Source organism: Pantoea sp. MT58, from assembly GCF_014495885.1.
Classification (GTDB): domain Bacteria; phylum Pseudomonadota; class Gammaproteobacteria; order Enterobacterales; family Enterobacteriaceae; genus Pantoea; species Pantoea eucalypti.
In genome coordinates, this window is record NZ_CP061083.1 from 1248881 (window position 1) to 1270301 (window position 21421).

The 21421-nt window shown below is 57.6% G+C and carries 22 protein-coding genes; 14 read left to right on the plus strand and 8 right to left on the minus strand.

What is annotated here, in order from left to right:
• Nucleotides 1–190: 190 nt before the first annotated feature.
• Nucleotides 191–673 carry a phosphohistidine phosphatase SixA gene (gene sixA, locus IAI47_RS06135; RefSeq protein ID WP_008926492.1) on the plus strand — a complete coding sequence of 161 codons (483 nt, stop codon included), beginning with the start codon at nt 191–193 and terminating at the stop codon, nt 671–673.
• Between the two features lie 29 nt (nt 674–702).
• Here sixA and smrB read toward each other — a convergent pair whose 3' ends face one another.
• Entirely contained in the window at nt 703–1251 is a 549-nt protein-coding gene (gene smrB, locus IAI47_RS06140) for an endonuclease SmrB (protein WP_008926491.1), read from the minus strand.
• Between the two features lie 159 nt (nt 1252–1410).
• On the opposite strand from smrB, the gene prmB reads away from it, so the two are divergent.
• From prmB to IAI47_RS06170, 6 genes are read left to right on the plus strand one after another with little or no spacing between them, the layout of a single operon-like run.
• On the plus strand, nt 1411–2343 hold the full coding sequence (gene prmB / locus IAI47_RS06145) for a 50S ribosomal protein L3 N(5)-glutamine methyltransferase (protein WP_008926490.1): 933 nt from the start codon (nt 1411–1413) through the stop codon (nt 2341–2343).
• Between the two features lie 45 nt (nt 2344–2388).
• Nucleotides 2389–3474: a chorismate synthase gene (gene aroC, locus IAI47_RS06150; protein WP_003854287.1), complete on the plus strand. Its 1086-nt coding sequence runs from the start codon at nt 2389–2391 to the stop codon at nt 3472–3474.
• Nucleotides 3475–3478: 4 nt separating this feature from the next.
• A complete protein-coding gene (gene mepA / locus IAI47_RS06155) occupies nt 3479–4303 on the plus strand; it encodes a penicillin-insensitive murein endopeptidase (RefSeq protein ID WP_003854286.1) in 825 nt (274 codons plus the stop codon).
• Between the two features lie 8 nt (nt 4304–4311).
• Nucleotides 4312–5115, plus strand: a complete 804-nt coding sequence (locus IAI47_RS06160; RefSeq protein WP_003854285.1) for a sulfite exporter TauE/SafE family protein — start codon at nt 4312–4314, stop codon at nt 5113–5115.
• Nucleotides 5116–5134: 19 nt separating this feature from the next.
• Nucleotides 5135–5680 carry an elongation factor P hydroxylase gene (locus IAI47_RS06165; RefSeq protein WP_003854284.1) on the plus strand — a complete coding sequence of 182 codons (546 nt, stop codon included), beginning with the start codon at nt 5135–5137 and terminating at the stop codon, nt 5678–5680.
• A gap of 32 nt (nt 5681–5712) precedes the next feature.
• The gene (locus tag IAI47_RS06170) at nt 5713–5997 is read left to right on the plus strand and encodes a YfcL family protein (protein WP_003854283.1); all 285 of its coding nucleotides are present in this window, start codon (nt 5713–5715) and stop codon (nt 5995–5997) included.
• Nucleotides 5998–6033: 36 nt separating this feature from the next.
• On the opposite strand, the gene mnmC is transcribed toward IAI47_RS06170, so the two are convergent.
• Nucleotides 6034–8040, minus strand: a complete 2007-nt coding sequence (mnmC, locus tag IAI47_RS06175; protein WP_008926489.1) for a bifunctional tRNA (5-methylaminomethyl-2-thiouridine)(34)-methyltransferase MnmD/FAD-dependent 5-carboxymethylaminomethyl-2-thiouridine(34) oxidoreductase MnmC — start codon at nt 8038–8040, stop codon at nt 6034–6036.
• 154 nt (nt 8041–8194) lie between these two features.
• Between mnmC and fabB the strand changes: the two genes are divergently transcribed.
• Nucleotides 8195–9415 carry a beta-ketoacyl-ACP synthase I gene (fabB, locus tag IAI47_RS06180; RefSeq protein ID WP_003854282.1) on the plus strand — a complete coding sequence of 407 codons (1221 nt, stop codon included), beginning with the start codon at nt 8195–8197 and terminating at the stop codon, nt 9413–9415.
• 78 nt (nt 9416–9493) lie between these two features.
• Here the strand turns inward: fabB and IAI47_RS06185 are convergent, their stop codons facing one another.
• The gene (locus tag IAI47_RS06185; RefSeq protein ID WP_008926488.1) at nt 9494–10918 is read right to left on the minus strand and encodes a PLP-dependent aminotransferase family protein; all 1425 of its coding nucleotides are present in this window, start codon (nt 10916–10918) and stop codon (nt 9494–9496) included.
• An 87-nt stretch (nt 10919–11005) separates the two neighbouring features.
• Here IAI47_RS06185 and IAI47_RS06190 point away from each other — a divergent pair, with 87 nt between their 5' ends.
• Entirely contained in the window at nt 11006–11449 is a 444-nt protein-coding gene (locus tag IAI47_RS06190; protein ID WP_003854280.1) for a rhodanese-like domain-containing protein, read from the plus strand.
• A 1-nt stretch (nt 11450) separates the two neighbouring features.
• Here IAI47_RS06190 and flk read toward each other — a convergent pair whose 3' ends face one another.
• From flk to IAI47_RS06210, 4 genes are all read right to left on the minus strand, one after another.
• Entirely contained in the window at nt 11451–12497 is a 1047-nt protein-coding gene (gene flk, locus IAI47_RS06195; protein WP_003854279.1) for a flagella biosynthesis regulator Flk, read from the minus strand.
• Nucleotides 12498–12610: 113 nt separating this feature from the next.
• The gene (locus IAI47_RS06200) at nt 12611–14116 is read right to left on the minus strand and encodes a tripartite tricarboxylate transporter permease (protein WP_003854278.1); all 1506 of its coding nucleotides are present in this window, start codon (nt 14114–14116) and stop codon (nt 12611–12613) included.
• 10 nt (nt 14117–14126) lie between these two features.
• Nucleotides 14127–14558 (minus strand): tripartite tricarboxylate transporter TctB family protein, encoded by a 432-nt coding sequence (locus IAI47_RS06205; protein ID WP_008926487.1) that lies wholly within the window; start codon nt 14556–14558, stop codon nt 14127–14129.
• Nucleotides 14559–14570: 12 nt separating this feature from the next.
• A complete protein-coding gene (locus tag IAI47_RS06210) occupies nt 14571–15551 on the minus strand; it encodes a tripartite tricarboxylate transporter substrate binding protein (protein WP_008926486.1) in 981 nt (326 codons plus the stop codon).
• Nucleotides 15552–15671: 120 nt separating this feature from the next.
• Between IAI47_RS06210 and tctD the strand changes: the two genes are divergently transcribed.
• A complete protein-coding gene (gene tctD / locus IAI47_RS06215; protein ID WP_003854275.1) occupies nt 15672–16343 on the plus strand; it encodes a transcriptional regulator TctD in 672 nt (223 codons plus the stop codon).
• Nucleotides 16334–17722, plus strand: coding sequence for a sensor histidine kinase (locus IAI47_RS06220; protein WP_008926485.1), 1389 nt, complete (start codon nt 16334–16336; stop codon nt 17720–17722). The genes tctD and IAI47_RS06220 overlap by 10 nt, the downstream gene beginning before the upstream one ends.
• Here the strand turns inward: IAI47_RS06220 and IAI47_RS06225 are convergent.
• The gene (locus tag IAI47_RS06225; RefSeq protein ID WP_008926484.1) at nt 17703–18602 is read right to left on the minus strand and encodes a DMT family transporter; all 900 of its coding nucleotides are present in this window, start codon (nt 18600–18602) and stop codon (nt 17703–17705) included. The two genes, IAI47_RS06220 and IAI47_RS06225, sit on opposite strands and share 20 nt — an antisense overlap.
• A gap of 89 nt (nt 18603–18691) precedes the next feature.
• Between IAI47_RS06225 and IAI47_RS06230 the strand changes: the two genes are divergently transcribed.
• The 3 genes from IAI47_RS06230 to IAI47_RS06240 all read left to right on the plus strand — a co-directional run bounded on the left by IAI47_RS06230 (nt 18692) and on the right by IAI47_RS06240 (nt 21420).
• The gene (locus tag IAI47_RS06230) at nt 18692–18919 is read left to right on the plus strand and encodes a hypothetical protein (protein ID WP_008926483.1); all 228 of its coding nucleotides are present in this window, start codon (nt 18692–18694) and stop codon (nt 18917–18919) included.
• Nucleotides 18920–18974: 55 nt separating this feature from the next.
• Nucleotides 18975–20108 carry a 4-phosphoerythronate dehydrogenase PdxB gene (gene pdxB, locus IAI47_RS06235; RefSeq protein ID WP_008926482.1) on the plus strand — a complete coding sequence of 378 codons (1134 nt, stop codon included), beginning with the start codon at nt 18975–18977 and terminating at the stop codon, nt 20106–20108.
• Nucleotides 20109–20412: 304 nt separating this feature from the next.
• Complete coding sequence (locus IAI47_RS06240) at nt 20413–21420, plus strand: aspartate-semialdehyde dehydrogenase (RefSeq protein ID WP_003854270.1); 1008 nt, start codon at nt 20413–20415, stop codon at nt 21418–21420.
• The last annotated feature ends 1 nt before the right edge of the window (nt 21421 follow it).

The window sequence follows — 21421 nt, forward strand, 5'->3', positions numbered from 1 at the left end:
CCAATCCGATTCAGCGGCTTAGAAAAACGCCGCCAGAGTGTGCGGCGCAGCATGATTCTGAGAAGTGCTTATTTAATAAACAACCGGTTGACTATACTGAAGCCATTAGGGTAAAACACAGCGTTCATTCGCAGAGTGAAGAGTCAGGCGCTACGCGTCGGGCGATGTCGACAAACAACAGCGGTGCTTTATGCAAGTTTTTATCATGCGTCACGGCGATGCGGCTCTGGAAGCAGCCAGTGATTCAGTCAGGCCATTGACCTTATGTGGCTGCAACGAATCACGTCAAATGGCCAACTGGCTTAACAGCCAGACGCCGGACATTGAGCGAGTAATGGTGAGTCCCTATTTACGCGCGCAGCAAACGCTCGCGACGGTGCGTGAAGCCTTTCCCCTGCCGGAAGGCCAGGACGTTCTGCCGGAGTTAACGCCGGGTGGCGATCCTGAGATGGTAGGGTGCTATCTGCAGGCGCTGGCGAATGAAGGCGTGAAATCGGCGCTGGTGATCTCACATTTACCGTTGGTGGGGTATTTAGTCTCTGAACTGTGCCCACAGGAAGCACCGCCCATGTTTGCCACTTCCGCCATTGCCTGCGTGGAGTTCGATCCCGCGGCAAGCTCAGGTAAATTGCTGTGGCAGGTCAGTCCCAAAAAACTGGCGAAAGCGATCTGACGTCTGTGGGCCGATCCCGTCGGCCCCTTTTATGGCAACTCAGGCGGTTGCCACTCCTCAATCTCAATCAAAACCAGCAGCGCGGCGTCACCGCCAAACATCTTCGGCGCCTGATGAAAAGCCATCACCCACGGATGCTGGGCCAGCCACAGCGGCGTCTGCTGCTTCAGAATATGCTTCCCATGACCGGTCATGACGCTGGCGCAGAACAGATGTTCACGTCGGCAGGCGGCGATGAGTGCCCCCAGCTCCTGCTTAGCCTGCTGCTGCGTTAATCCGTGCAGATCCAGGAAAATCTCCGGCGTATAGTCGCCGCGACGCAATTTTTTAAGCTCAAAGTGACTGACATCGGCGCGAACGTAACGGGTTGCCCCTTCCGTAGAAAGCAGCGGCTGAAACTCATCCGAAAAGTAGTGACTGTTGTCCGCCTGCTCTGAAAGCAGACGCTTTACCGGAATCTGGCGGGTTTTCACCGGCGCTTTATGGACAAAGGTGTCCTGTTTTAACTGACGTGTTCCGGTCATTAACTGGCGAAACAGCGCTTCATCATCCGGGCTTAGTGGTGTTTTTTTACTCATGGCAGGTCAGTCATATCAGAAAAGGCTGTCACACAGCAGAGCCGCTACCTTACCGTTAAGTGTCATTAAATGTCAGCTTTTTCACCTCGCTGCGCTGAATTCTCCCCGGCTTCATGGCACACTACTGGCCGATTTAGCAAAAGGCCTGCGGAGGGCTACGTGGACAAAATTTTCGTCGATGAGGCAGTGAACGAACTGCACACCATTCAGGACATGCTGCGCTGGGCGGTCAGCCGCTTTTCCGCTGCCGGAATCTGGTACGGACATGGTACAGACAATCCCTGGGACGAAGCCGTTCAACTGGTCCTGCCGTCACTCTGGCTGCCGCTGGATATTCCTGAAGATATGCGCAACGCGCGTCTGACCGCCAGCGAACGTCTGCTGATCGTTGAGCGCGTTATCCGTCGCGTCAACGAGCGCATTCCGGTCGCCTATCTGACCAATAAAGCCTGGTTCTGCGGTCACGAATTCTTTGTGGATGAGCGCGTGCTGGTTCCACGTTCACCCATTGGCGAACTGATTGAGAACCGCTTTGCCGGTCTGGTCAGCACGCCGCCGCGTCATATCCTGGATATGTGTACCGGCAGCGGCTGCATCGCGATTGCCTGCGCCTATGCCTTCCCGGAAGCGGAAGTGGACGCCGTGGATATCTCCACCGGTGCGCTGGCCGTCGCCGAGCAGAACATTGAAGAGCATGGGCTGATTCATCAGGTGACGCCGATTCGTGCTGACCTGTTCCGCGAACTGCCACAGCTAAAATACGATCTGATCGTCACGAATCCGCCGTATGTGGATGCGGAAGACATGGATGATCTGCCAAACGAATATCGCCACGAACCTGAGCTGGGTCTGGCGGCAGGCAGCGATGGCCTGAAGCTGGTGCGCCGTATTCTGGCGTGTGCACCTGACTATCTCAGCGAGCAGGGCGTTCTGGTCTGCGAAGTGGGCAACAGCATGGTGCACATGATCGAGCAGTATCCCGATGTGCCTTTTACCTGGCTGGAATTCGACAACGGCGGTGACGGCGTCTTTACGCTGACGCGCCAGCAGATTGTCGACGCACAACACCATTTCTCTTTTTATAAAGACTAAAAGTGGGGCGAAGTATCGCCCGCCAAACCCTGAGAAGGAAACAGCATGGCCGGAAACAGCATCGGGCAATTTTTTCGAGTAACCACCTTCGGCGAGTCCCACGGTCTTGCGCTGGGCTGCATTGTTGACGGCGTGCCGCCAGGCATCCCGCTGACCGAAGCCGATATTCAGCACGATCTCGATCGCCGTCGTCCTGGCACATCGCGCTATACCACGCAGCGCCGCGAGCCGGATCAGGTGAAAATTTTGTCCGGTGTGTTTGAAGGCGTGACGACCGGCACCTCAATTGGTCTGCTGATTGAGAACACCGATCAGCGCTCGCAGGATTACGGCGCGATCAAAGATCTGTTCCGTCCGGGCCATGCGGATTACACCTACGAGCAGAAATATGGTCAGCGCGACTACCGTGGCGGCGGCCGCTCGTCGGCGCGCGAAACCGCGATGCGTGTGGCGGCAGGTGCCATCGCCAAGAAATACCTGCAGATGAAACACGGTGTGGTGGTGCGCGGCTATCTGTCACAGATTGGTGATATCGCCTGCGAGCTGAAAGACTGGAGCATCGTAGAAGAGAACCCGTTCTTCTGCCCGGATGCTGGCAAGCTGGAAGCGCTGGACGAACTGATGCGCGGCCTGAAAAAAGAGGGCGACTCCATTGGTGCTAAAGTCACTGTCATGGCTGAGAACGTGCCACCAGGCCTGGGCGAGCCGGTCTTCGACCGACTGGACGCCGATCTGGCGCATGCGCTGATGAGTATCAATGCCGTCAAAGGCGTCGAAATCGGTGACGGCTTTGCGGTGGTAAACCAGCGCGGCAGTCAGCATCGCGACGAGATCCGTCACGATGGTTTCCAGAGCAATCACGCGGGTGGCATTCTGGGCGGTATCAGCAGCGGTCAGATCATCAGCGCCAATGTGGCGATGAAACCGACTTCCAGCATCACCGTGCCGGGTAAAACCATTACCCGCGATGGCGAAGAAGTGGAGATGATCACCAAAGGTCGTCACGATCCCTGCGTGGGGATCCGTGCCGTGCCGATCGCGGAAGCGATGATGGCGATCGTGCTGATGGATCATCTGCTGCGCCAGCGGGCGCAGAACGGTGATGTTAACAGCTCCGTGCCGCGCTGGTGATGGCATGAAAGCGCTCTTGCTTACCCTGAGTGCGCTGCTGATCAGCGCCTCAAGCCTGGCGGCGACGCCGTGGCAAAACATTCAGCATCCAATCAGCGGCGCACCGCAATCTATTGGCGGCTTTGCCAATGGCTGTATTGTTGGCGCGCAGTCGCTGCCGCTGAATTCACCCAACTATCAGGTGATGCGGCAGGATCAGCGGCGTTATTTCGGTCATCCCGATTTGATTCAGTTTATTCAGCGGCTCAGCACCCAGGTGCATAACCTGCAACTGGGTAACGTGCTGATTGGCGACATGGGCATGGCAGCAGGCGGGCGCTTCAGCAGCGGTCACGCCAGTCATCAGACCGGACTGGATGTAGATATCTGGCTGCAGCTACCAAAAAGCCGCTGGAGCGCGCAGCAACTGCTGAAGCCGCAGCCGCTGGATCTGGTTGGGCCAGGCGATAAAAATGTCATTGCGCGCCACTGGCAGCCGGAAATCGACAGCCTGATTAAACTGGCGGCCAAAGATGATGATGTCACACGCATCTTCGTCAATCCGGCAATTAAAAAGCAGCTTTGTGCTGATGCAGGTAACGATCGCGACTGGCTGCGTAAAGTGCGTCCGTGGTTTGCTCATCGTGCCCATATGCATGTGCGGCTGCGCTGCCCGGCAGGCAGTATTGGCTGTGAAGATCAGCCTGCACCGCCGCCAGGCGATGGCTGTGGCGCAGAACTGCAGAGCTGGTTCCTGCCGAAGCAACCGGGTTCTGGTGCACCGGTGAAACGTGAGCCACCGCCGCTGCCGCCTGCCTGTCAGGCCCTGCTGGATAAACATTTACTGTAAGGGATTCCATGGATTGGTTTGTGGTCAGCCCGCTGCTGGTCGGGCTGCTGTTTTTAATCGCCATGCTGGCCGGTTTTATTGATTCAATCGCGGGTGGCGGGGGATTACTTACGGTACCTTCGTTGCTGGCGGCGGGCCTCTCTCCCGCCCAGGCGCTGGCGACCAATAAACTGCAATCAGTCGGCGGATCGTTTTCCGCCAGTCTCTACTTTGTCCGACGCGGTGCAGTGAAGCTGAATGAACAGTGGCTGAATATCGCCATGACGCTGATGGGGTCCGTGCTGGGTGCGATACTGATTCAGCGCCTGCAGGCGGATTTTCTGCGCCAGATGCTGCCGCTGTTTTTAATCGCCATCGGCCTGTGGTTCCTGCTGATGCCGCGCCTGGGGGAAGTGGATCAGGCGCGCCGCCTGCATGGCCTGGCTTATGCGCTGGTGGGCGGCGGAGCAGTAGGATTCTACGACGGATTTTTCGGACCGGGCGCAGGCTCCTTTTATGCGCTGGCTTTCGTCACGCTCTGCGGCTACAACCTGGCCAAAGCGACCGCGCACGCCAAGGTCCTTAACTTCACTTCAAACCTGGGCAGCCTGCTGTTCTTTATGTTCGGCGGCAAAGTGGTGTGGGGAACAGGCCTGGTTATGATGCTCGGCGCGTTCTGCGGCGCGCGTCTGGGCGCGCGGCTGGTGCTGAGCCGCGGACAGAAACTGATCCGCCCGATGGTGGTCATTGTCTCTGCCGTCATGAGCATTAAATTACTGTGGGACAGCCACGGCAGCGACGTTCTGGCCTGGCTGGCCACGCTGCATTCGTAACTTTTTACGTGATACCGTCATGAACCCGACTCATCATTATGAACAGCTGATCACGCTGTTTGATCGCTGTTTCAGCGATGAATTTCAGACCCGTCTAATTAAAGGCGACGATGAACCGATCTATCTTCCTGCGGATGCAGAGTCGCCGTGGAACCGCGTGGTCTTTGCCCACGGCTTCTACGCCAGCGCTCTGCACGAGATCTCACACTGGTGCATCGCCGGTGAAGCCCGCCGCAAACTGGTCGATTTTGGCTACTGGTACTGCCCGGATGGCCGCGACGCGCTGACCCAGAGTCAGTTTGAAGCCGTGGAAGTGAAGCCGCAGGCGCTGGAGTGGATGTTTTGTACGGCGGCAGGCTTTCCCTTCAACGTGAGTTGTGACAATCTCGATGGAGATTGTGAGCCGGATCGCATTGCGTTTCAGCGTAAAGTCCATGCTCAGGTCATGAGCTATCTGACGTCGGGCATTCCCGACCGTCCCGCGCGTTTTATTACCGCCCTGGCGGAATTTTATGGCAGGCCGTCATTAACAGCGTCGCAGTTTCCCTGGCCGGACGATCTGTGATGCAGAAAGGCATTATAAATAGAGGAATTAAGATGATCGCAGAATTTGAAGCGCGTATTCTGGCCCTGATTGACGACATGGTCGAGCATGCCAGTGACGATGAGCTGTTCGCCAGCGGTTATCTGCGCGGGCATCTGACACTGGCCGTGGCCGAGGTGGAGCAACTGGGCGAACATACGCCAGAAGCGCTGCAGATTCAGGTCTCCCGCAGCCTGCAAAATGCCATTGCGGCGGGTGAACTCTCGCCGCGCGATCAGGCATTAGTGGTGGGGATGTGGGACAACCTGTTTGTCCAGGCTCGTCAGCTCTCCGCCTGACCGTGCAGGGCGGCATGCCGCCCTTATCATCGCCAGTTAAACCGCTTTTCCCTTCAGTAATTTCCTCACCCAGTAACGATTAGGATTGAGGGCTGCCAGCGTACTGGCATCCAGCGGCTGTGGCTCGCCGGTCAGCTGGGCTGCCAGCACTTCGGCTGCCAGCGGTGCACTGCACAGGCCGCGCGACCCCAGCGCCCCAAACAGGTATAAGCCCGTAAACTCAGGTGCGTCAGCGATGTCATGACCTGCTGCAAGCTGGGTCGGTAAATCAGCATACTGCTTAAGCGTCGCATCATAATCCGGTACGCCGCCCACCATCGGCAGGTGGTCCCGCGTGGCACAACGCACGCCCATTCTTGCTTCACCGCCACTGACATCCACGTTTGTTGCCCAGCGGCTGTCAGGCAGGCAATGCAACAGGCGGCTGCGGTTCTCCTGCTGATCCTCTTCCCGGTAATCTGTGGCGGTTTCGCCACGGTGATAGCTGGCACCGATGCAGTGAGTACCAAACTGTGGGCTGACGGGCGTCAGATAGCCGTCGTAACAGAGCACGGTGTGGAGTGCATTAAGCCCCGGCGTGGAGGGAACATGGCTTACCTGACCGGCCACCGGATAGGCTGGCAGCGGGGCGCTCTGCGCAAAGTCGGCTATCGCATGACCGTTTGCCAGCACCACCGTGGCATGACGGACCGCCGGACGATCGCTGAACGTCAGCGTCCAGTGATCGCCCTCGCGTGAAAGTTCGCTGACGCGATGCAGCCAGTGAATGCGTAATCCCTGGGTTTCGCCATGCGCCAGCATCGCGCTGGTCAGCTCAGCCGGTGAAAGCCAGCCGCCCTGCGGGTAGAAAATACCGCCACAGCCGTGGTCGACATTCGCCAGCGTCTCTGCCTCATCCACATTAACGCCATGGGCGATGGATTCAGGCAGGCCCATCGCCAGCATCTGATCGATCTTCTTGCGGCTTTTCTCATCCCAGCCCAGTTGCAGCACACCGCTCCAGTGATGTTCATAGGCGACAGTTAACTGATCGTAGAGCCGCCGGGCAAAACTGAATGCTGCCGGGAAAAAGGTGGCAAGCGCCGGGTCGTGCTGATTGAGCAGCGGATAGAGTGCTCCCTGACGATTGCCGGACGCACCCAGCGCCGGCGCCTCATCGGCGCAGTAAAGCGTCACCCGCCAGCCGCGACGCAGCAGCGCCAGCGCCAGCGTGGCACTGGCAACGCCGCCGCCAATGAGCGCAACATCATGTTGCGCCGCTGATTGACGATGATACCAGGGCTGCCCGGCAGGCAGCGCAGGTGCATCCTGTAAAGGTCCGCATAGCATTTCGCGCTTGGGACCAAATCCTTTGCGGCGGATGACGTCAAAGCCGGCCTCCTGCAGACCGCGCCGGACAATGCCTGCGGCGGTAAAGGTCGCGAATGTCCCCTGCGGACGCGCCAGTTTTGCCATCATGCTGAACAGTGCTGGCGTCCACATATCCGGGTTCTTCGACGGCGCGAAACCATCCAGGAACCAGGCATCCACCTGATGATTCAGGCTCTCATCCAGCTCTCCCATCAGCTGGTTAATATCGCCCAGCCACAGGTCGAGGGTGATACGTCCGCCGTCAAACAGCAGTCGCTGACAGCCGGGCAGGGCGGCGGGCCATTGCGCCTGCAGCGCCGCCGCCCACGGGGCCAGTTCAGGCCAGTGCTGCTGCGCCGCAGCCAGGTCATCACGGGTTAACGGAAATTTCTCAAAGCTGATGAAATGCAGACGTTTTAAAGTGGCATCAGGCTGGTCACGCTGAAACGCATCGAACGCCTGCCACAACGTCAGAAAATTGAGGCCGGTGCCAAAACCGCTTTCCGCCACGATCAGCAGATCCCGTGGATGCTCAGCAAAACGCTGGGGAAAACCGTTGCCGCCAAGGAAGACATAGCGTGTCTCTTCCAGACCATTGTCATTAGAGAAATAGACGTCGCCAAACGCTCGGGAAACAGGTGTACCCTGTTCATTCCAGTTTAGCTGCGCATGTTCGACCGGGGTTAATTTCACGGTAAAGGCTCATTTTTCAGGCAGTGGCGCGATTTTAGCGACCCACGTGACATGACGCAAATTTACAAAAGGAAATAGCTGATCGGACTTGTTCGGCGTACAAGTGTACGCTAGAGTGCATGCCAATTAAGAAGAAGTGGATGAGGAAGATTGAATGAAACGTGCTGTGATTACTGGCTTAGGGATCGTTTCCAGTATTGGTAATAACCAGCAGGAGGTGCTGTCATCTCTGCGTGAAGGACGCTCTGGCATCACCTTTTCTGAAGAGATGAAAGATTCCGGCATGCGTAGTCACGTCTGGGGTAACGTTAAACTGGATACCACCGGCCTCATCGATCGCAAAGTTGTGCGTTTTATGAGTGATGCGTCAATCTATGCTTATCTTTCCATGGAAGAAGCGATTAAAGATTCCGGCCTCACCACTGAAATGTATCAGAGCAACCCACGTGTGGGTCTGATTGCAGGCTCAGGCGGCGGTTCTCCACGTTTCCAGGTATTTGGTGCTGATGCGATGCGCAGCCCACGTGGCCTGAAAGCGGTTGGCCCTTACGTGGTCACCAAAGCGATGGCTTCTGGCGTCTCTGCCTGCCTCGCCACGCCGTTCAAGATTCATGGCGTAAACTACTCAATCAGCTCCGCCTGTGCCACCTCGGCGCACTGTATCGGTAATGCTGTTGAGCAGATTCAGCTCGGCAAGCAGGATATCGTTTTTGCTGGCGGCGGCGAAGAGCTGTGCTGGGAAATGGCCTGTGAATTCGACGCGATGGGCGCGCTCTCTACCCGTTACAACGACACCCCGGAAAAAGCGTCACGTACCTATGACAACGAGCGCGACGGTTTTGTTATTGCGGGTGGCGGCGGCATGGTCGTTGTTGAAGAGCTGGAGCATGCGCTGGCTCGTGGTGCGCACATCTATGCCGAAATCGTCGGTTACGGTGCGACGTCAGACGGTGCAGACATGGTTGCGCCATCCGGCGAAGGCGCAGTACGCTGCATGAAGATGGCGATGCACGGTGTCGATACACCCATCGACTATCTGAACAGCCACGGAACCTCTACCCCGGTAGGTGATGTGAAAGAGCTGGGTGCGATTCGTGAAGTGTTTGGCGATAACACGCCATACATCTCTGCGACCAAAGCAATGACCGGCCACTCACTGGGTGCCGCTGGCGTGCAGGAAGCGATCTACTCGCTGCTGATGCTGGAGCATGGTTTTATCGCGCCAAGCATCAACATCACCTCGCTGGACGCGGCAGCAACCGGCATGAACATTGTGACTGAGCCAGTGGAAAAAGAGCTGACCACCGTGATGTCTAACAGCTTTGGTTTTGGCGGCACCAACGCCACACTGACCATGCGTAAATATCAGGCGTAATCAGTACTCTGAAGGGCCGGCTTGCCGGCCCTTTTTGTTTTTAAAGCCCATCTCCGTTACCTCATTTACCCCTCGGTATTAACCCTCCCGCTGCAGCAGCCGCAGCAACTTATCGCATCCTGCCACAATCTCGTCAGGCGTCAGCGCGGCAAAACCGAGCATCCAGCCTTGCTGAGATGCGTGTCCGGCATAAAGCGGACTCAGTCGCGGTAGCAACAATCCCTGTTGTGTTGCCAGCGCGGTTAAGCGCGCTTCATCCTTTTGCACTGTCACCGTCAGCTGCAATCCACCGCCGCTGGCTATTGGCGTGATCCACGGCGAGAGCCGCTGCTCAATCTGCTCAAGCAACCGATCGCGACGGCTGTGATAGAGCTGACGCATCAGGCGCAGATGGCTGGCGAAATGTCCCTGTTGCAGAAAGGCGGCAGTGACAGCCTGCGGCAGCAGGGCGCTGTGCCCATCCAGCACGCTCCGTGCCCGGCCTATGGGCGTAACCAGCGCCGGCGGCACCACCATCCAGGCCAGACGCAGGGAAGGAAACAGCGATTTCGAGAAGGTGCCCAGCGTAATGACCCGCTGATGCCGGTCCAGGCCCTGCAATGCAGGAATCGGACGTTCGTTGTAGTGAAACTCGCTGTCGTAATCGTCCTCTATCAGCCAGCTCTGGTTGCGCTGTGCCCAGTCCAGCCATGCCAGACGTCGCGGCAGGCTGAGCGTGACGCTGGTGGGATAGTGATGCGAGGGCGTCAGGTACATGAGCGTTGCACTGCCACTGGTGGGCAGGGCGCCTTCGGCATCAACAACAATCCCACGCACCTGTGCGCCTGCAGCCAGGAAGGCATTGCGGGCACCGGGATAGCCCGGCTCCTCCATCCACACCTCATCACCAGGATCGACCAGCATCATGCTCAGTAACTGCAGCGCCTGTTGGGAACTGGTCAGAATGATGACCTGCTCCGGCTGGCACGCGACGCCCCGGGAGAGTGTCAGATAATCAGCAAGTGCACTGCGTAACGGCAGATAGCCACAGGGATCGCCATATCCCATTGCGGTGCTGCCCAGAGAACGTTGTACGCTGCTGCTCAGGCGTCGCCAGGTGTCGTGAGGAAACGCACGTAACTCCGGTGAACCGGATGCGAACGCGTGAGGAAAAGGGGGATCCTGACAGCCACCGGTTGCCAGCACCTGCTGGCCGCGCGCCGAAAAACGGGCGGGCTGATGCCGTGTCGGCAAAGATGAGGGTGTGCCGGGGATGATGATGGCGACAAAAGTACCGCGACCGGTTTCACGTCGCAGATAGCCTTCACTCTCCAGTTGTCCGTAGGCCGCTTCCACCGTCACGCGTGAAAGGTGCAGATCCAGCGCCAGCTGTCTGCTGGAGGGTAACTGCTGACCCGCACGCAGATGGTGCCGGTTAATCGCCAGCCGAAGGGTCGCGCAGAGACGTTCACGCACGCCGCCACTGGTCTGATGCTGGAAAAGTTGTAACAGCGGTGAAGGCATATCGGTCTTATCCCTGATGAAGAATGGGTATCAGTAAGCAGTCCACTTTGCCGTAAACTGCGAATTCATCACAACAGGAGAATCGCTATGTCATCAGTTTTACGCATTCCGGCCGCCACGCCGCAGCAAAGCCTCGACTATCTGCAGTCAAAACTCGCGTATTACACCGACGCGTGGGATCTGGCGGAAGACCTGGAGCAGCAGCGTCAGGCTATCGTGGTGATTGATGCGCGTGCGCCGGAGGCTTATCGCGCCGGGCACATCTGCGGCGCCATCAACTTTCCGCATCGCGGGATGGATGCCAGCACGACGGCCCGGCTTGATCGCCGCAAAGTGTATGTCACTTATTGTGACGGCATTGGCTGTAACGGCTCGACGAAAGCGGCCCTGAAGCTGGCATCGCTGGGCTTTCAGGTAAAGGAGTTAATTGGCGGGCTGGATTTCTGGAAACGTGATGGTCATCCGCTGACCTGGGGTGATGCGGCGGGTGAATGGCCCGTTACCGCGACCAAAGCATCCTGTGGCTGTTAGCTCAGAGTACCAGCCAGAGTAAAAGGGTGATGACGACCAGTGCAATAAAGAAACCCAACAGCGGACGCCCTGCCAGTGACTGAATCGGCGGCGGCAGCGAGGCGACAAAGGGTGACCAGATCGGCTGCGGTTTAATCTCGCTGGCAGCCAGCGGCTGTTCGTGCAGTTTTTCTGCCCGGTCTGCGCGACGGCTGAACAGAAAATTCAGCAAATCCTGAGTCTGCGTCACCGTGAGCACCGTCTGTGGCGTGGCCTGAAAACGCTGCTGGCTGTAATCCTCCAGCTGCTGCCGCTCCTGCTGATCAAGCGGCTGTTTCAGGGAGGCTTCCAGCAAGTGCAGCGTGGGGGCGCTGTGCTGACTCAGCGTCTGGCGCACCTGGAGATATTGGGTCAGCAGCGGGAAGTGACGTGACGGGATCGGATCGCCGCTGGTCAGGTTCACCAGCTTCAGCGCAGCCGTCCACAGCTTACCGGTAGATTCGCCGGTGGCAGCGGCAAGGCGCACCACCTGCTGATTCAGCGTATGGTGCTCAGCAGGCAGCAGCGTACGGTCGCTGACGCGAATCTGCTGCGGCTGGGGAATCGTCATCTGCCCGTTCTGCAGCATCGTCAGCACCTGGCGCAACTGATCCTGGCTCAGCGCGCTAAGCACTGTCTGGCCAAATTGCTGACGGATAAAATCGCTGACAGCCTGGCGGTTATTGCCCTTGGGCAGCAAGTCGGTGAGCTGGGTCATCAGCAGGCGGGTGGCATGTCCATTTTGCGTCTGTGTTAGGCGGTTATTAAGATACTGCTCCGCTGCCGGAAAATGACGCGACTGCAACTCCGCTTCACTCTTGACGCCCACTTCATGACGGAGCCCCGCCCAGAGTTCAGGCGCTTTAAGATTGCTGAGCGAAGAGATACGCACGATCAGGCGTTCTAACGTCGTGCGCTGCGCAGGCGAAAGAGGCTGTTCACCGGCCACGGAACCGTGACGCGTTACGCCGGTTTGCGGATTGACAGATGAACGATCGACCGGCACACCGGGGCCGCTAAGAGGTTGCATGGCGGATTCCTTGGAAAAACAGAACAGCGTGGGGTGCGCCGGAAAAAGAATAGGCCATGATAGCAAAAGCCCCCGGGAAATCCCACGGGGGCATGCGCGTTTCGGCAGGAGAATTACGCTTCGGTGCGCTTCAGTTGGTGACGACGCCAGCGTTTCCAGATTGGCGGCACCAGCAGAACCGCAATTGCCAGAACCAGCAGGATTTTACAGATCAGACTTTCCCACAGAATGACCATGTTGCCGTTGCTGATCGACAGGGCGCGACGGAGGTTCTGCTCCAGCATCTCACCCAGCACAAATCCCAGAATCAACGGCGACATCGGAAAATCCATTTTACGCAGGATATAACCAAAGATACCCAATCCCACCATCAGCAACAGGTCAAAGGTGGTGCTGTGCACCGCGTAGACGCCCACGGCAGAAATAGCGGCAATGGCTGGCACCAGAAACCACAATGGAATGGTTAGCATGCGGGCGAAGACGTTGATCATCGGGATATTCATGATCAACAGCATTACGTTGCCAATCAGCAGGGCAGCAATCAAGCCCCAGACAATATCTGGCTGCTCAACAAACATCGCCGGTCCTGGTGTGATGTTGTAGAGCGTTAATGCGCCGACCATCACCGCTGTTGTCCCTGAGCCGGGAATACCCAGTGTCAGCATCGGAATAAAGGATCCACAGGCAGAAGCATTGTTTGCCGCTTCCGGTGCTGCCACACCACGAATATCGCCTTTACCGAACTGATCGCTGCCGCTGATCTTTTTCTCAGTCATGTAGGCAATAGCACTGGCGATGGTGGCGCCTGCGCCAGGTAACACACCCACAAAGAAACCGATAAACGAGGAGCGCAGCGTTGCGCCGGTTGCCATAGAGGCTTCTTTCATGTTGAACATCATGCGACCGCTGGCACGAACCGCTTTCTGCCCGGTACTGGTGGACTCTAGCATCAGCAGAATTTCGCTGACTGAGAACAGACCAATCACCACCACCACAAACTGAATGCCATCGGAAAGGTGAACGCTGTCAAAGGTAAAGCGGTACACGCCGGTATTGGCATCCACGCCCACCGTAGCCATGCTGAGCCCTATTAATGCCGCAAGGAACGACTTCAGGGGATTGTGACTCATCATGCTGCCAAGACAGGCGATAGCGAACACCATCAGCGCAAAATATTCCGCCGGGCCAAATGCCAGCGACCAGCTGGCCAGCAGGGGCGCGAACAGAATAATGCCGATAATCGCGATGGTTGAACCGATGAATGAACTGACAGCTGAGATGGACAGGGCAACGCCTGCTTTGCCCTGTTGCGCCATCGGATAACCATCCAGCGCGGTCATGATCGCGCCGGCATCACCGGGCACGTTCAGCAGGATGGAGGAGATGCGTCCGCCATATTCACAGCCGATATAGACCGTTGCCAGCAGGATCAGCGCCGATTCCGCCGGTAAGTGCAGGGCAAAGGCCAGCGGCATCAGGATCGCCACGCCGTTGATCGGCCCCAGACCCGGCAGCAGGCCGACGATGGTACCGATAAAACAGCCAATCAGGGCAATCAGCAGGTTCTCTGGCGTCATGGCGACGGCAAAGCCCTGCATTAAAAAGGACCAGGTATCCATGATACTCTCCTTAACTCAGCCAGCTGCCGACCGGAAGGGTCACTTCCAGCAGACGGTCAAAGGCATAAAAAAGTGTGGAGCCCATTACCACGCCGGACAGTGCGGCTGCCCACCAGCGCGCACCAAACAGCAAGCCGATGCCAAACGTCAGCAGCGTTGTGCTGATGGCAAAGCCCAGCATTTCAAACAGCCAGCCATAGAGCATCATCATTGCCGCCAGCGCCACCAGACGTTTCAGTGTGCTGTGGGCTGGCCAGTGAATGGTGTCCGGTTTACGAAACAGCATCAGCACGGCACAGATTGCCATCAGGCCAAGGATCGCCATTGGGAACGGTCGTGGTCCCACCGGTTCGTAGCTGTATTCACTCTGAATTTGCCAGGCTATTACCATGCCGCCGAGGCACAGGGCCAGCCAGAGGCCCGCAAAAATACGATCGCTCATGATTCGCTCCGCTTATTTGGCCAGACCAAATGATTTTGCCTTCTCACGATAATCCGCCACCTGCGTTTTCACGTAGCTATCGAGTTCCTGCCCGAACATGTTGAATTCAAACAGACCACGCATATCGCGTTGTTTTTTAAACTCCGGGGTATCCACCATCTTTTTAAATGCCTGCTCCCACCACTGATAATCAGCATCGCTGACTTTAGGGCCGAGGTAGTAGCCACGAATAACGGGCCAGACGATATTAAAACCCTGTTCTTTGGCGGTAGGGACCTCAGCCAGCTGGCCAGGAAGACGTTGATCGGACATCACCGCCAGTACCCGCATTTTGCCGCCCTGCAGATGTGGCACCATCTCACTCATGTCGCCGGAAACCACCTGAATATGATTGCCGAGCAGCGCCGTTACCGGCTCACCACCGCCTTCAAAGGCGACATAGCGCATTTTGCGGGGATCGATGCCCGCTTCGCGCGCCAGCAACGCCGTTTTCATCCAGTCCTGACTGCCGATTGATGCGCCGGCACCGACCACCACTTTGGTCGGGTCTTCTTTCATTGCCGCCATCAGTTCGCCCAGGGTTTTCCATGGCGCGTCTTCGCGGACGGCGACCATACCGTAGTCCGTTCCCACGGCGGCCAGCCACTTCACATCGTCAACCGAATAGCGACCAAATTTGCCCTGTGACAGGTTCAGCAGCGATCCGCCAGAAAAGGCGACCACCGTGCCCGCTTCAGCCGGACGCTGGGCAATAATGGCGTTATAGGCCACCGCACCCACGCCGCCAGGCATATAGGTCACGCGCATCGGGGTTTCAATCTGTTTGGTTTCCTGCAGCGAGACCTGCAACAGCTTGCAGGTAAGATCAAACCCGCCGCCCGGTTTGGCTGGTGCAATACATTCGGTACGGCCAGGGCCGTCAGCGGCATTGGCAGCCGGTACCAGCAGAGCCAGCAGGGCAGAGGTAAGGGCGGTATGGATTATTTTTTTCATCGTGCGCTCCATTCATTCTTCCAGAGTGTGATTACAGCCGTAATATTGGCGTTACTGAATTGTTAAAACAGTTACCTTTCATTTACCTTTCACTGCCCGGATTTAATGACAGGATGTGATATGCGTCTCTTACTGGTAGAAGATACCGTTGAACTGGCACGCTGGCTGCAGAAGGCGCTGACGCAAAAGGGCTTCGCCGTTGACTGGGTTGCAGATGGGGTTGCCGCCGATCACGCGTTGCAATGTGAAGCCTATGCGCTGGTCGTGCTGGATGTTTCCCTGCCGCGTATTGATGGTCTGGAGGTGCTGACGCGGTTACGGCGGCGTGGACAGGGTGTGCCGGTGTTGCTGTTAACGGCGCGCAGTGCACTGGATGACCGGGTGCGCGGCCTGAATCTGGGGGCGGATGATTATCTGACCAAGCCGTTTGAACTGGATGAACTGGAAGCGCGATTGCGCGCGCTGTTGCGGCGCAGTCAAAGCCAGTCCGCGCAAAGTCAGTCACTGGGGCAACTGGTGCTGGATGGGGAGGGCTATTTTCTGCTGGCTGAAAAGCCGCTGGCATTAACGCCGCGCGAATCCAGTATTCTTACTACCCTGATGCAGCGTCATGGCCGGCCCGTTTCCCGTCAGCATCTCTATGAACAGACCTTTACTCTGGCTGATGAGGCCAGTCCGGAGAGCATTGAGCTGTATGTGCATCGGGTGCGTAAAAAACTGGCGGGCAGTGATGTAGCGATTGTGACGCTGCGCGGACTCGGCTACAGCCTGGAAACCTTGCCGTGCGGCTGATTCACTCTCTGCGCGGCGAGCTGCTGGCGTGGCTGGGCCTGCCACTGCTGTTGCTGTGGGCCCTGTCAGTCTATACCCATTATCAGAGTGGGCTGGCGGCAGCCAACCAGGCCTATGACCGCTCGCTGCTGGCTTCGGCCCGAACCGTGGCAGAACGTCTGGTGGTACGACAGCAGCATCTGGAAGTCGATGTTCCCTGGGTGGTGCTCGACAGTTTTGAACGCAATATGAATGATCAGCTGTTTTATCAGGTCATTTCCCCGCAGGGAAAAACCCTCTCCGGTTACGACGATCTGCCGCCGATTCCGCCAGCCAGTGAAATGTCGATCGCTTATCCGGCGCTGGTGCACTTCTATGATGGTCGCTATCACCAGCATCGCATTCGCGTTGCGGCACTCTGGCAACCGGTCAGTGAGGCGGGTGTTGAAGGCATGGCACTGGTCCTGGTGGCTGAAACCATTAATTCTCGTCAGGAGTTCGCCAGCCGGTTGATGCGCACTGCGCTGATCAGTCAGAGCGGGCTGGTTCTGATGACGCTACTGCTGGCCAGTCTGATGCTGCGTCGGGTGCTGCGACCGCTACGCCGACTGTCACGCATTGTCCTGCAGCGGGATGGGGGAGAGTTAACGCCACTGCCGTCATTACCCTGGTCAGAGCTTCAGCCGCTGATCATCGCATTTAACCGTTACCTGGAGCGCCTGCGCGGGCTGCTGGCGCGTCAGGATCGCTTCAGCGCCGACGCGGCTCACCAGCTTCGCACCCCGCTGACCATCCTCAAAACTCAGGTCAGCGTGGCACTCAACAGCGATCGTCCTGAGCAGTGGCAGGAGAGCCTGCTTGGGATGCGCCACACGCTGGATGAGACCATTTTACTTACCGACCGGCTGCTACAGCTGGCCCGCATTAAAGCGCGGCATGGTGAAGATAAGCCAATGGCACGTGTCGATCTGGCCGCCATTGTGCGTGAAGCCTGTTTTAGCCGTTATCCGGCGGCGCGAACCCGGCAGCTTGACCTCGGTTATGAGGGTGAAGAGTGTTATAAGGTGGTGGGGGATGGTGTTCTGCTGGGCGAGCTGTGCGCCAACCTGCTTGATAACGCTATTAAATACACCCCGCACAATGGCGTGGTGACGGCGCGCGTGACACCTGGAAAACTGGAAATTGAGGATAGTGGTCCGGGCATTGAGGATGCCAGTCAGGCCAAAGCACTTCAGCCTTTTCAGCGGCTGGATAATGTCGGCATGCAGCCCGGTGCGGGTATTGGTCTTGCGCTGGTCCAGGATATCTGTGCCTGGCATGGTGCCACAATGCAGCTGGACCGCAGCCCGCAGCTTGGCGGGCTGCGGGTAACCGTCTTGTTTACCTCGGTGGCAGGCTGACCGCTTTACGCCGGATTAACGGCGTACGCAGTCGCTGCGCCAGGATCACACCGCCCAGCGTCAGACCGCCGCCAATCCAGTGGTAACTGTGCAGCTGTTCATGCAGGAATATCACCGCAATCATCGCGGTAAATACCGGAATCAGATTCATAAAGATACTGGTGGTGCTGGCCCCCAGACGCTGCACGCCATGGATCCACAGGAACGGCGCAATGATCGACGCAAACAGACCGGCAAATGCCACCAGCGGCAGATTATGCAGGTTAAGCGCCACCTCAGGTGCCAGCAGAAAACCAGGCAACAGCAGCACGACACCAAATAAAATCTGCACATACAGGCTTTGCCAGATAGGCAGCGGCAGCGCCCAGCGCCGTGTCAACACGCCATAGAGTGCATAGGCGGCGGAAGCGGCCAGCATCAGCAGTTCGCCTTTGCCCAGGCCATGATTCAGCAGTTGCATCACATTGCCTTCACTGACCAGCCATACCAGACCGATGAATGAGATGATACTGCCGAGCAGGATACCGAGCGTCGGCGCAATGCGGAGGATCACGACGCTCAGCAGCACGGTGAGCAGCGGAATGAGTGCGCCAATAATGCCCATAAAGAGTGCGCTGACACTGTGTGCCGCGTAATACGCGAGGCTCTGATAGAGCACCATCCCGAGCAGTCCAAGCATAGCCAGCCGCCAGAGATGCGGCTTGATAGCCACACGCGCCCGCCACACGCCCGGCAGCACAAAGGGCGTCAGCACCAGTAGCGCCAGCAGCCAGCGATAGAAAGAGATCGCCGCGGGATCGATCGCACTGGCTGAGAGCTTGCTGACAATGGAGTTGATTGACCAGATTATTACCGCAAAGAGCGGATAGAGGAAAAACATGCTGACTCTCTATATGTATAATTAATGAGGCGCATTGTACGCGTGTCCGGATTTATTCAGATCATTAATATCGGAAAAATAAGTGATTGATGGGACAGAGTGATCCTGATAGTGACCAGTCACTCCCCGCGTCATATGACATCGGGCGGGTCACGACAGCGGCTGCGTTTTCTGCGCGCCATCGTGCTGCCGGCGCAGGGGAACGTGTGCAGCGTCTCGCCCTTGCGCTGGAATACCGTTCCGCCCCGGCGCTGATTGTCATGTTCAGGCAGCCGGCGGAAATCACGCCCGATCGCTATCGCGCACGGTTAGGCTAACGCGTCGCTTTGTGCCAGAATCACTCCCCTCTATGCAACTGACAGGAAAGCCGTAGTGAAAATTCTGGTCGATGAAAATATGCCCTACGCCCGTGAGTTATTCAGTCGTACCGGCGATGTTGTCGCGGTGCCGGGACGTCCGCTGCCGGTGGCAGAACTGGCCGATGCCGATGGTCTGATGGTGCGCTCAGTCACCCAGGTGAATGAGTCACTGCTGGCAGGAAAGCCGGTAAAGTTTGTCGGAACCGCCACGGCGGGCACCGATCATATCGACGAGAACTGGCTGCAGCAGGCGGGCATTGCGTTCTCTGCCGCTCCGGGTTGTAACGCCATTGCCGTGGTGGAATATGTTTTCTCTGCGCTGCTGCTGCTGGCGGAGCGTGACGGCTTTGAGCTGCGTGACCGCACGGTCGGCATCGTCGGTGTCGGTAACGTTGGCGGGCGTCTGCAAAAGCGTCTGGAGGCCTGGGGCATCAAAACCCTGCTGTGCGATCCACCACGCGCCGATCGGGGTGACGAGGGCGATTTCCTGTCGCTGGAAGCCGTCACCGCACAGGCTGATATTCTGACTTTCCACACCCCGCTGTTTAAAGACGGTCCCTATAAAAGCTGGCATCTGGCGGATGCGGCGCTGCTGATGGCGCTGAAGCCCAACACCATTCTGATCAATGCCTGTCGCGGTCCGGTGGTGGATAACAGCGCGCTGCTGGAGGTGTTGAAAATGCGGCCGGATCTCAGCGTTGTACTGGATGTCTGGGAGCCGGAGCCGGATCTCTCACTGGCGTTACTGGATAAAGTTGATATCGCCACGCCGCACATTGCGGGCTACACCCTGGAAGGTAAAGCACGCGGCACCACGCAGGTATTTGAAGCCTGGTGCGATTTTATTGGTCAGCCGCAGCAGGTGCCGCTCAGCACTTTACTGCCGGTGCCGGAATTCAGTGAAATCACCCTGAATGGCCCGCTGGATCAGCCAACGCTGAAACGCCTGGCGCATCTGGTGTATGATGTGCGCCGCGATGATGCCCCCCTGCGTAAAGTGGCGGCCAAACCGGGCGAATTTGATCGCCTGCGCAAGCAGTATCTGGAGCGCCGCGAATGGTCGTCGCTGCAGGTGAACTGTGATGACGCCACAACGGCTGAGAAGCTAAACCAGCTGGGCTTTAACGCAATCATCTCCCCGAAATAACGGGCGCTGCAGGTCAGTCGCCCCGGCGCAGTTTCCGCACTGAATCAGTCAGTTGACGGAAGCGATGCGTACTGCTGGCATGACTGCATGACGGCGGGTTCCGGGGGGAGATACCCCATGGATTTCGGGTTGCATTGCGGCGGCAAGAGCACGAGTCCCGATGAGCTTACTCAGGTAAGTGATTCGGTTGAGTGAACGCAGCCAGCAAAGATGCAACGTGAAAGACGATGGGGATAAATCTGAATCCCTGGGCGGTGAATATCACCGCCTTCTGTTTTTATGTCATTGTCTGGAGTAAACCAACATGTCTGACGGCTGGAATATTGCGCTACTTGGCGCGACAGGCGCAGTAGGGAACGCTGTACTGGAACTGCTGGCGGAACGCCAGTTCCCGGTTGGTGAATTATATTTGCTGGCCAGCGAAAACAGCGCAGGCGAAATCAAGCGTTACGAGGGCCGCTCGGTGCGGGTCGACAATGCAGAGACATTCGACTGGTCACAGGCGCAGCTGGCCTTTTTCGTGGCGGGACGTGACGCTTCGGCGCGCTTTGCCGATGAAGCGGCAAACGCCGGTTGTCTGGTGATCGACAGCAGCGAGCTGTTTGCGCTGGAACCTGATGTGCCGCTGGTGGTGCCGGATGTGAACCCGCAGGTGCTGGCTGATTATCGTAATCGCAACATCATCAGCGTGGCAGATAATCTGGTGAGCCAGCTGCTGACCGCAATTAAACCGCTGGTGGATGCAGCCGGACTGAGCCGTTTACAGGTGACGAACCTGATCTCGGTCTCCAGCTACGGCAAAGTGGCGGTGGATGCGCTGGCCGGGGAAAGTGCCCGCCTGCTGAATGGTATTCCAGCCGATGAACACCATTTTGGTCGTCAGCTGGCGTTTAACCTGATGCCCCAACAGGCCGATGCAGAAGGCAGCGTGGAAAGTGAACGTCGCCTGATTGATCAGGTACGTAAGGTATTACAGGACGAAGGCTTACCGATTGCGGTCAGCAGCGTACAGGCACCGGTGTTCTACGGTAATGCGCAGATTGTGCATATCGAAAACCTGCGCCCGCTCTCTGCGGAAGAAGCGCGTGCCGAGCTGGCGCTGGCGTCAGATATTCGTCTGAGCGAAGAGGATGAAGTGCCAACGCCGGTTACGGATGCCTCAGGCAACGGCGAACTGAGTATCGGCGCGGTACGTAACGACTACGGTATTCCGGAGTTACTGCAGTTCTGGTCAGTGGCGGACAATATTCGTTTTGGCGGCGCGCTGATGGCGGTGAAAACTGCCGAGAAACTGGTTCAGGAGTATCTGTAAC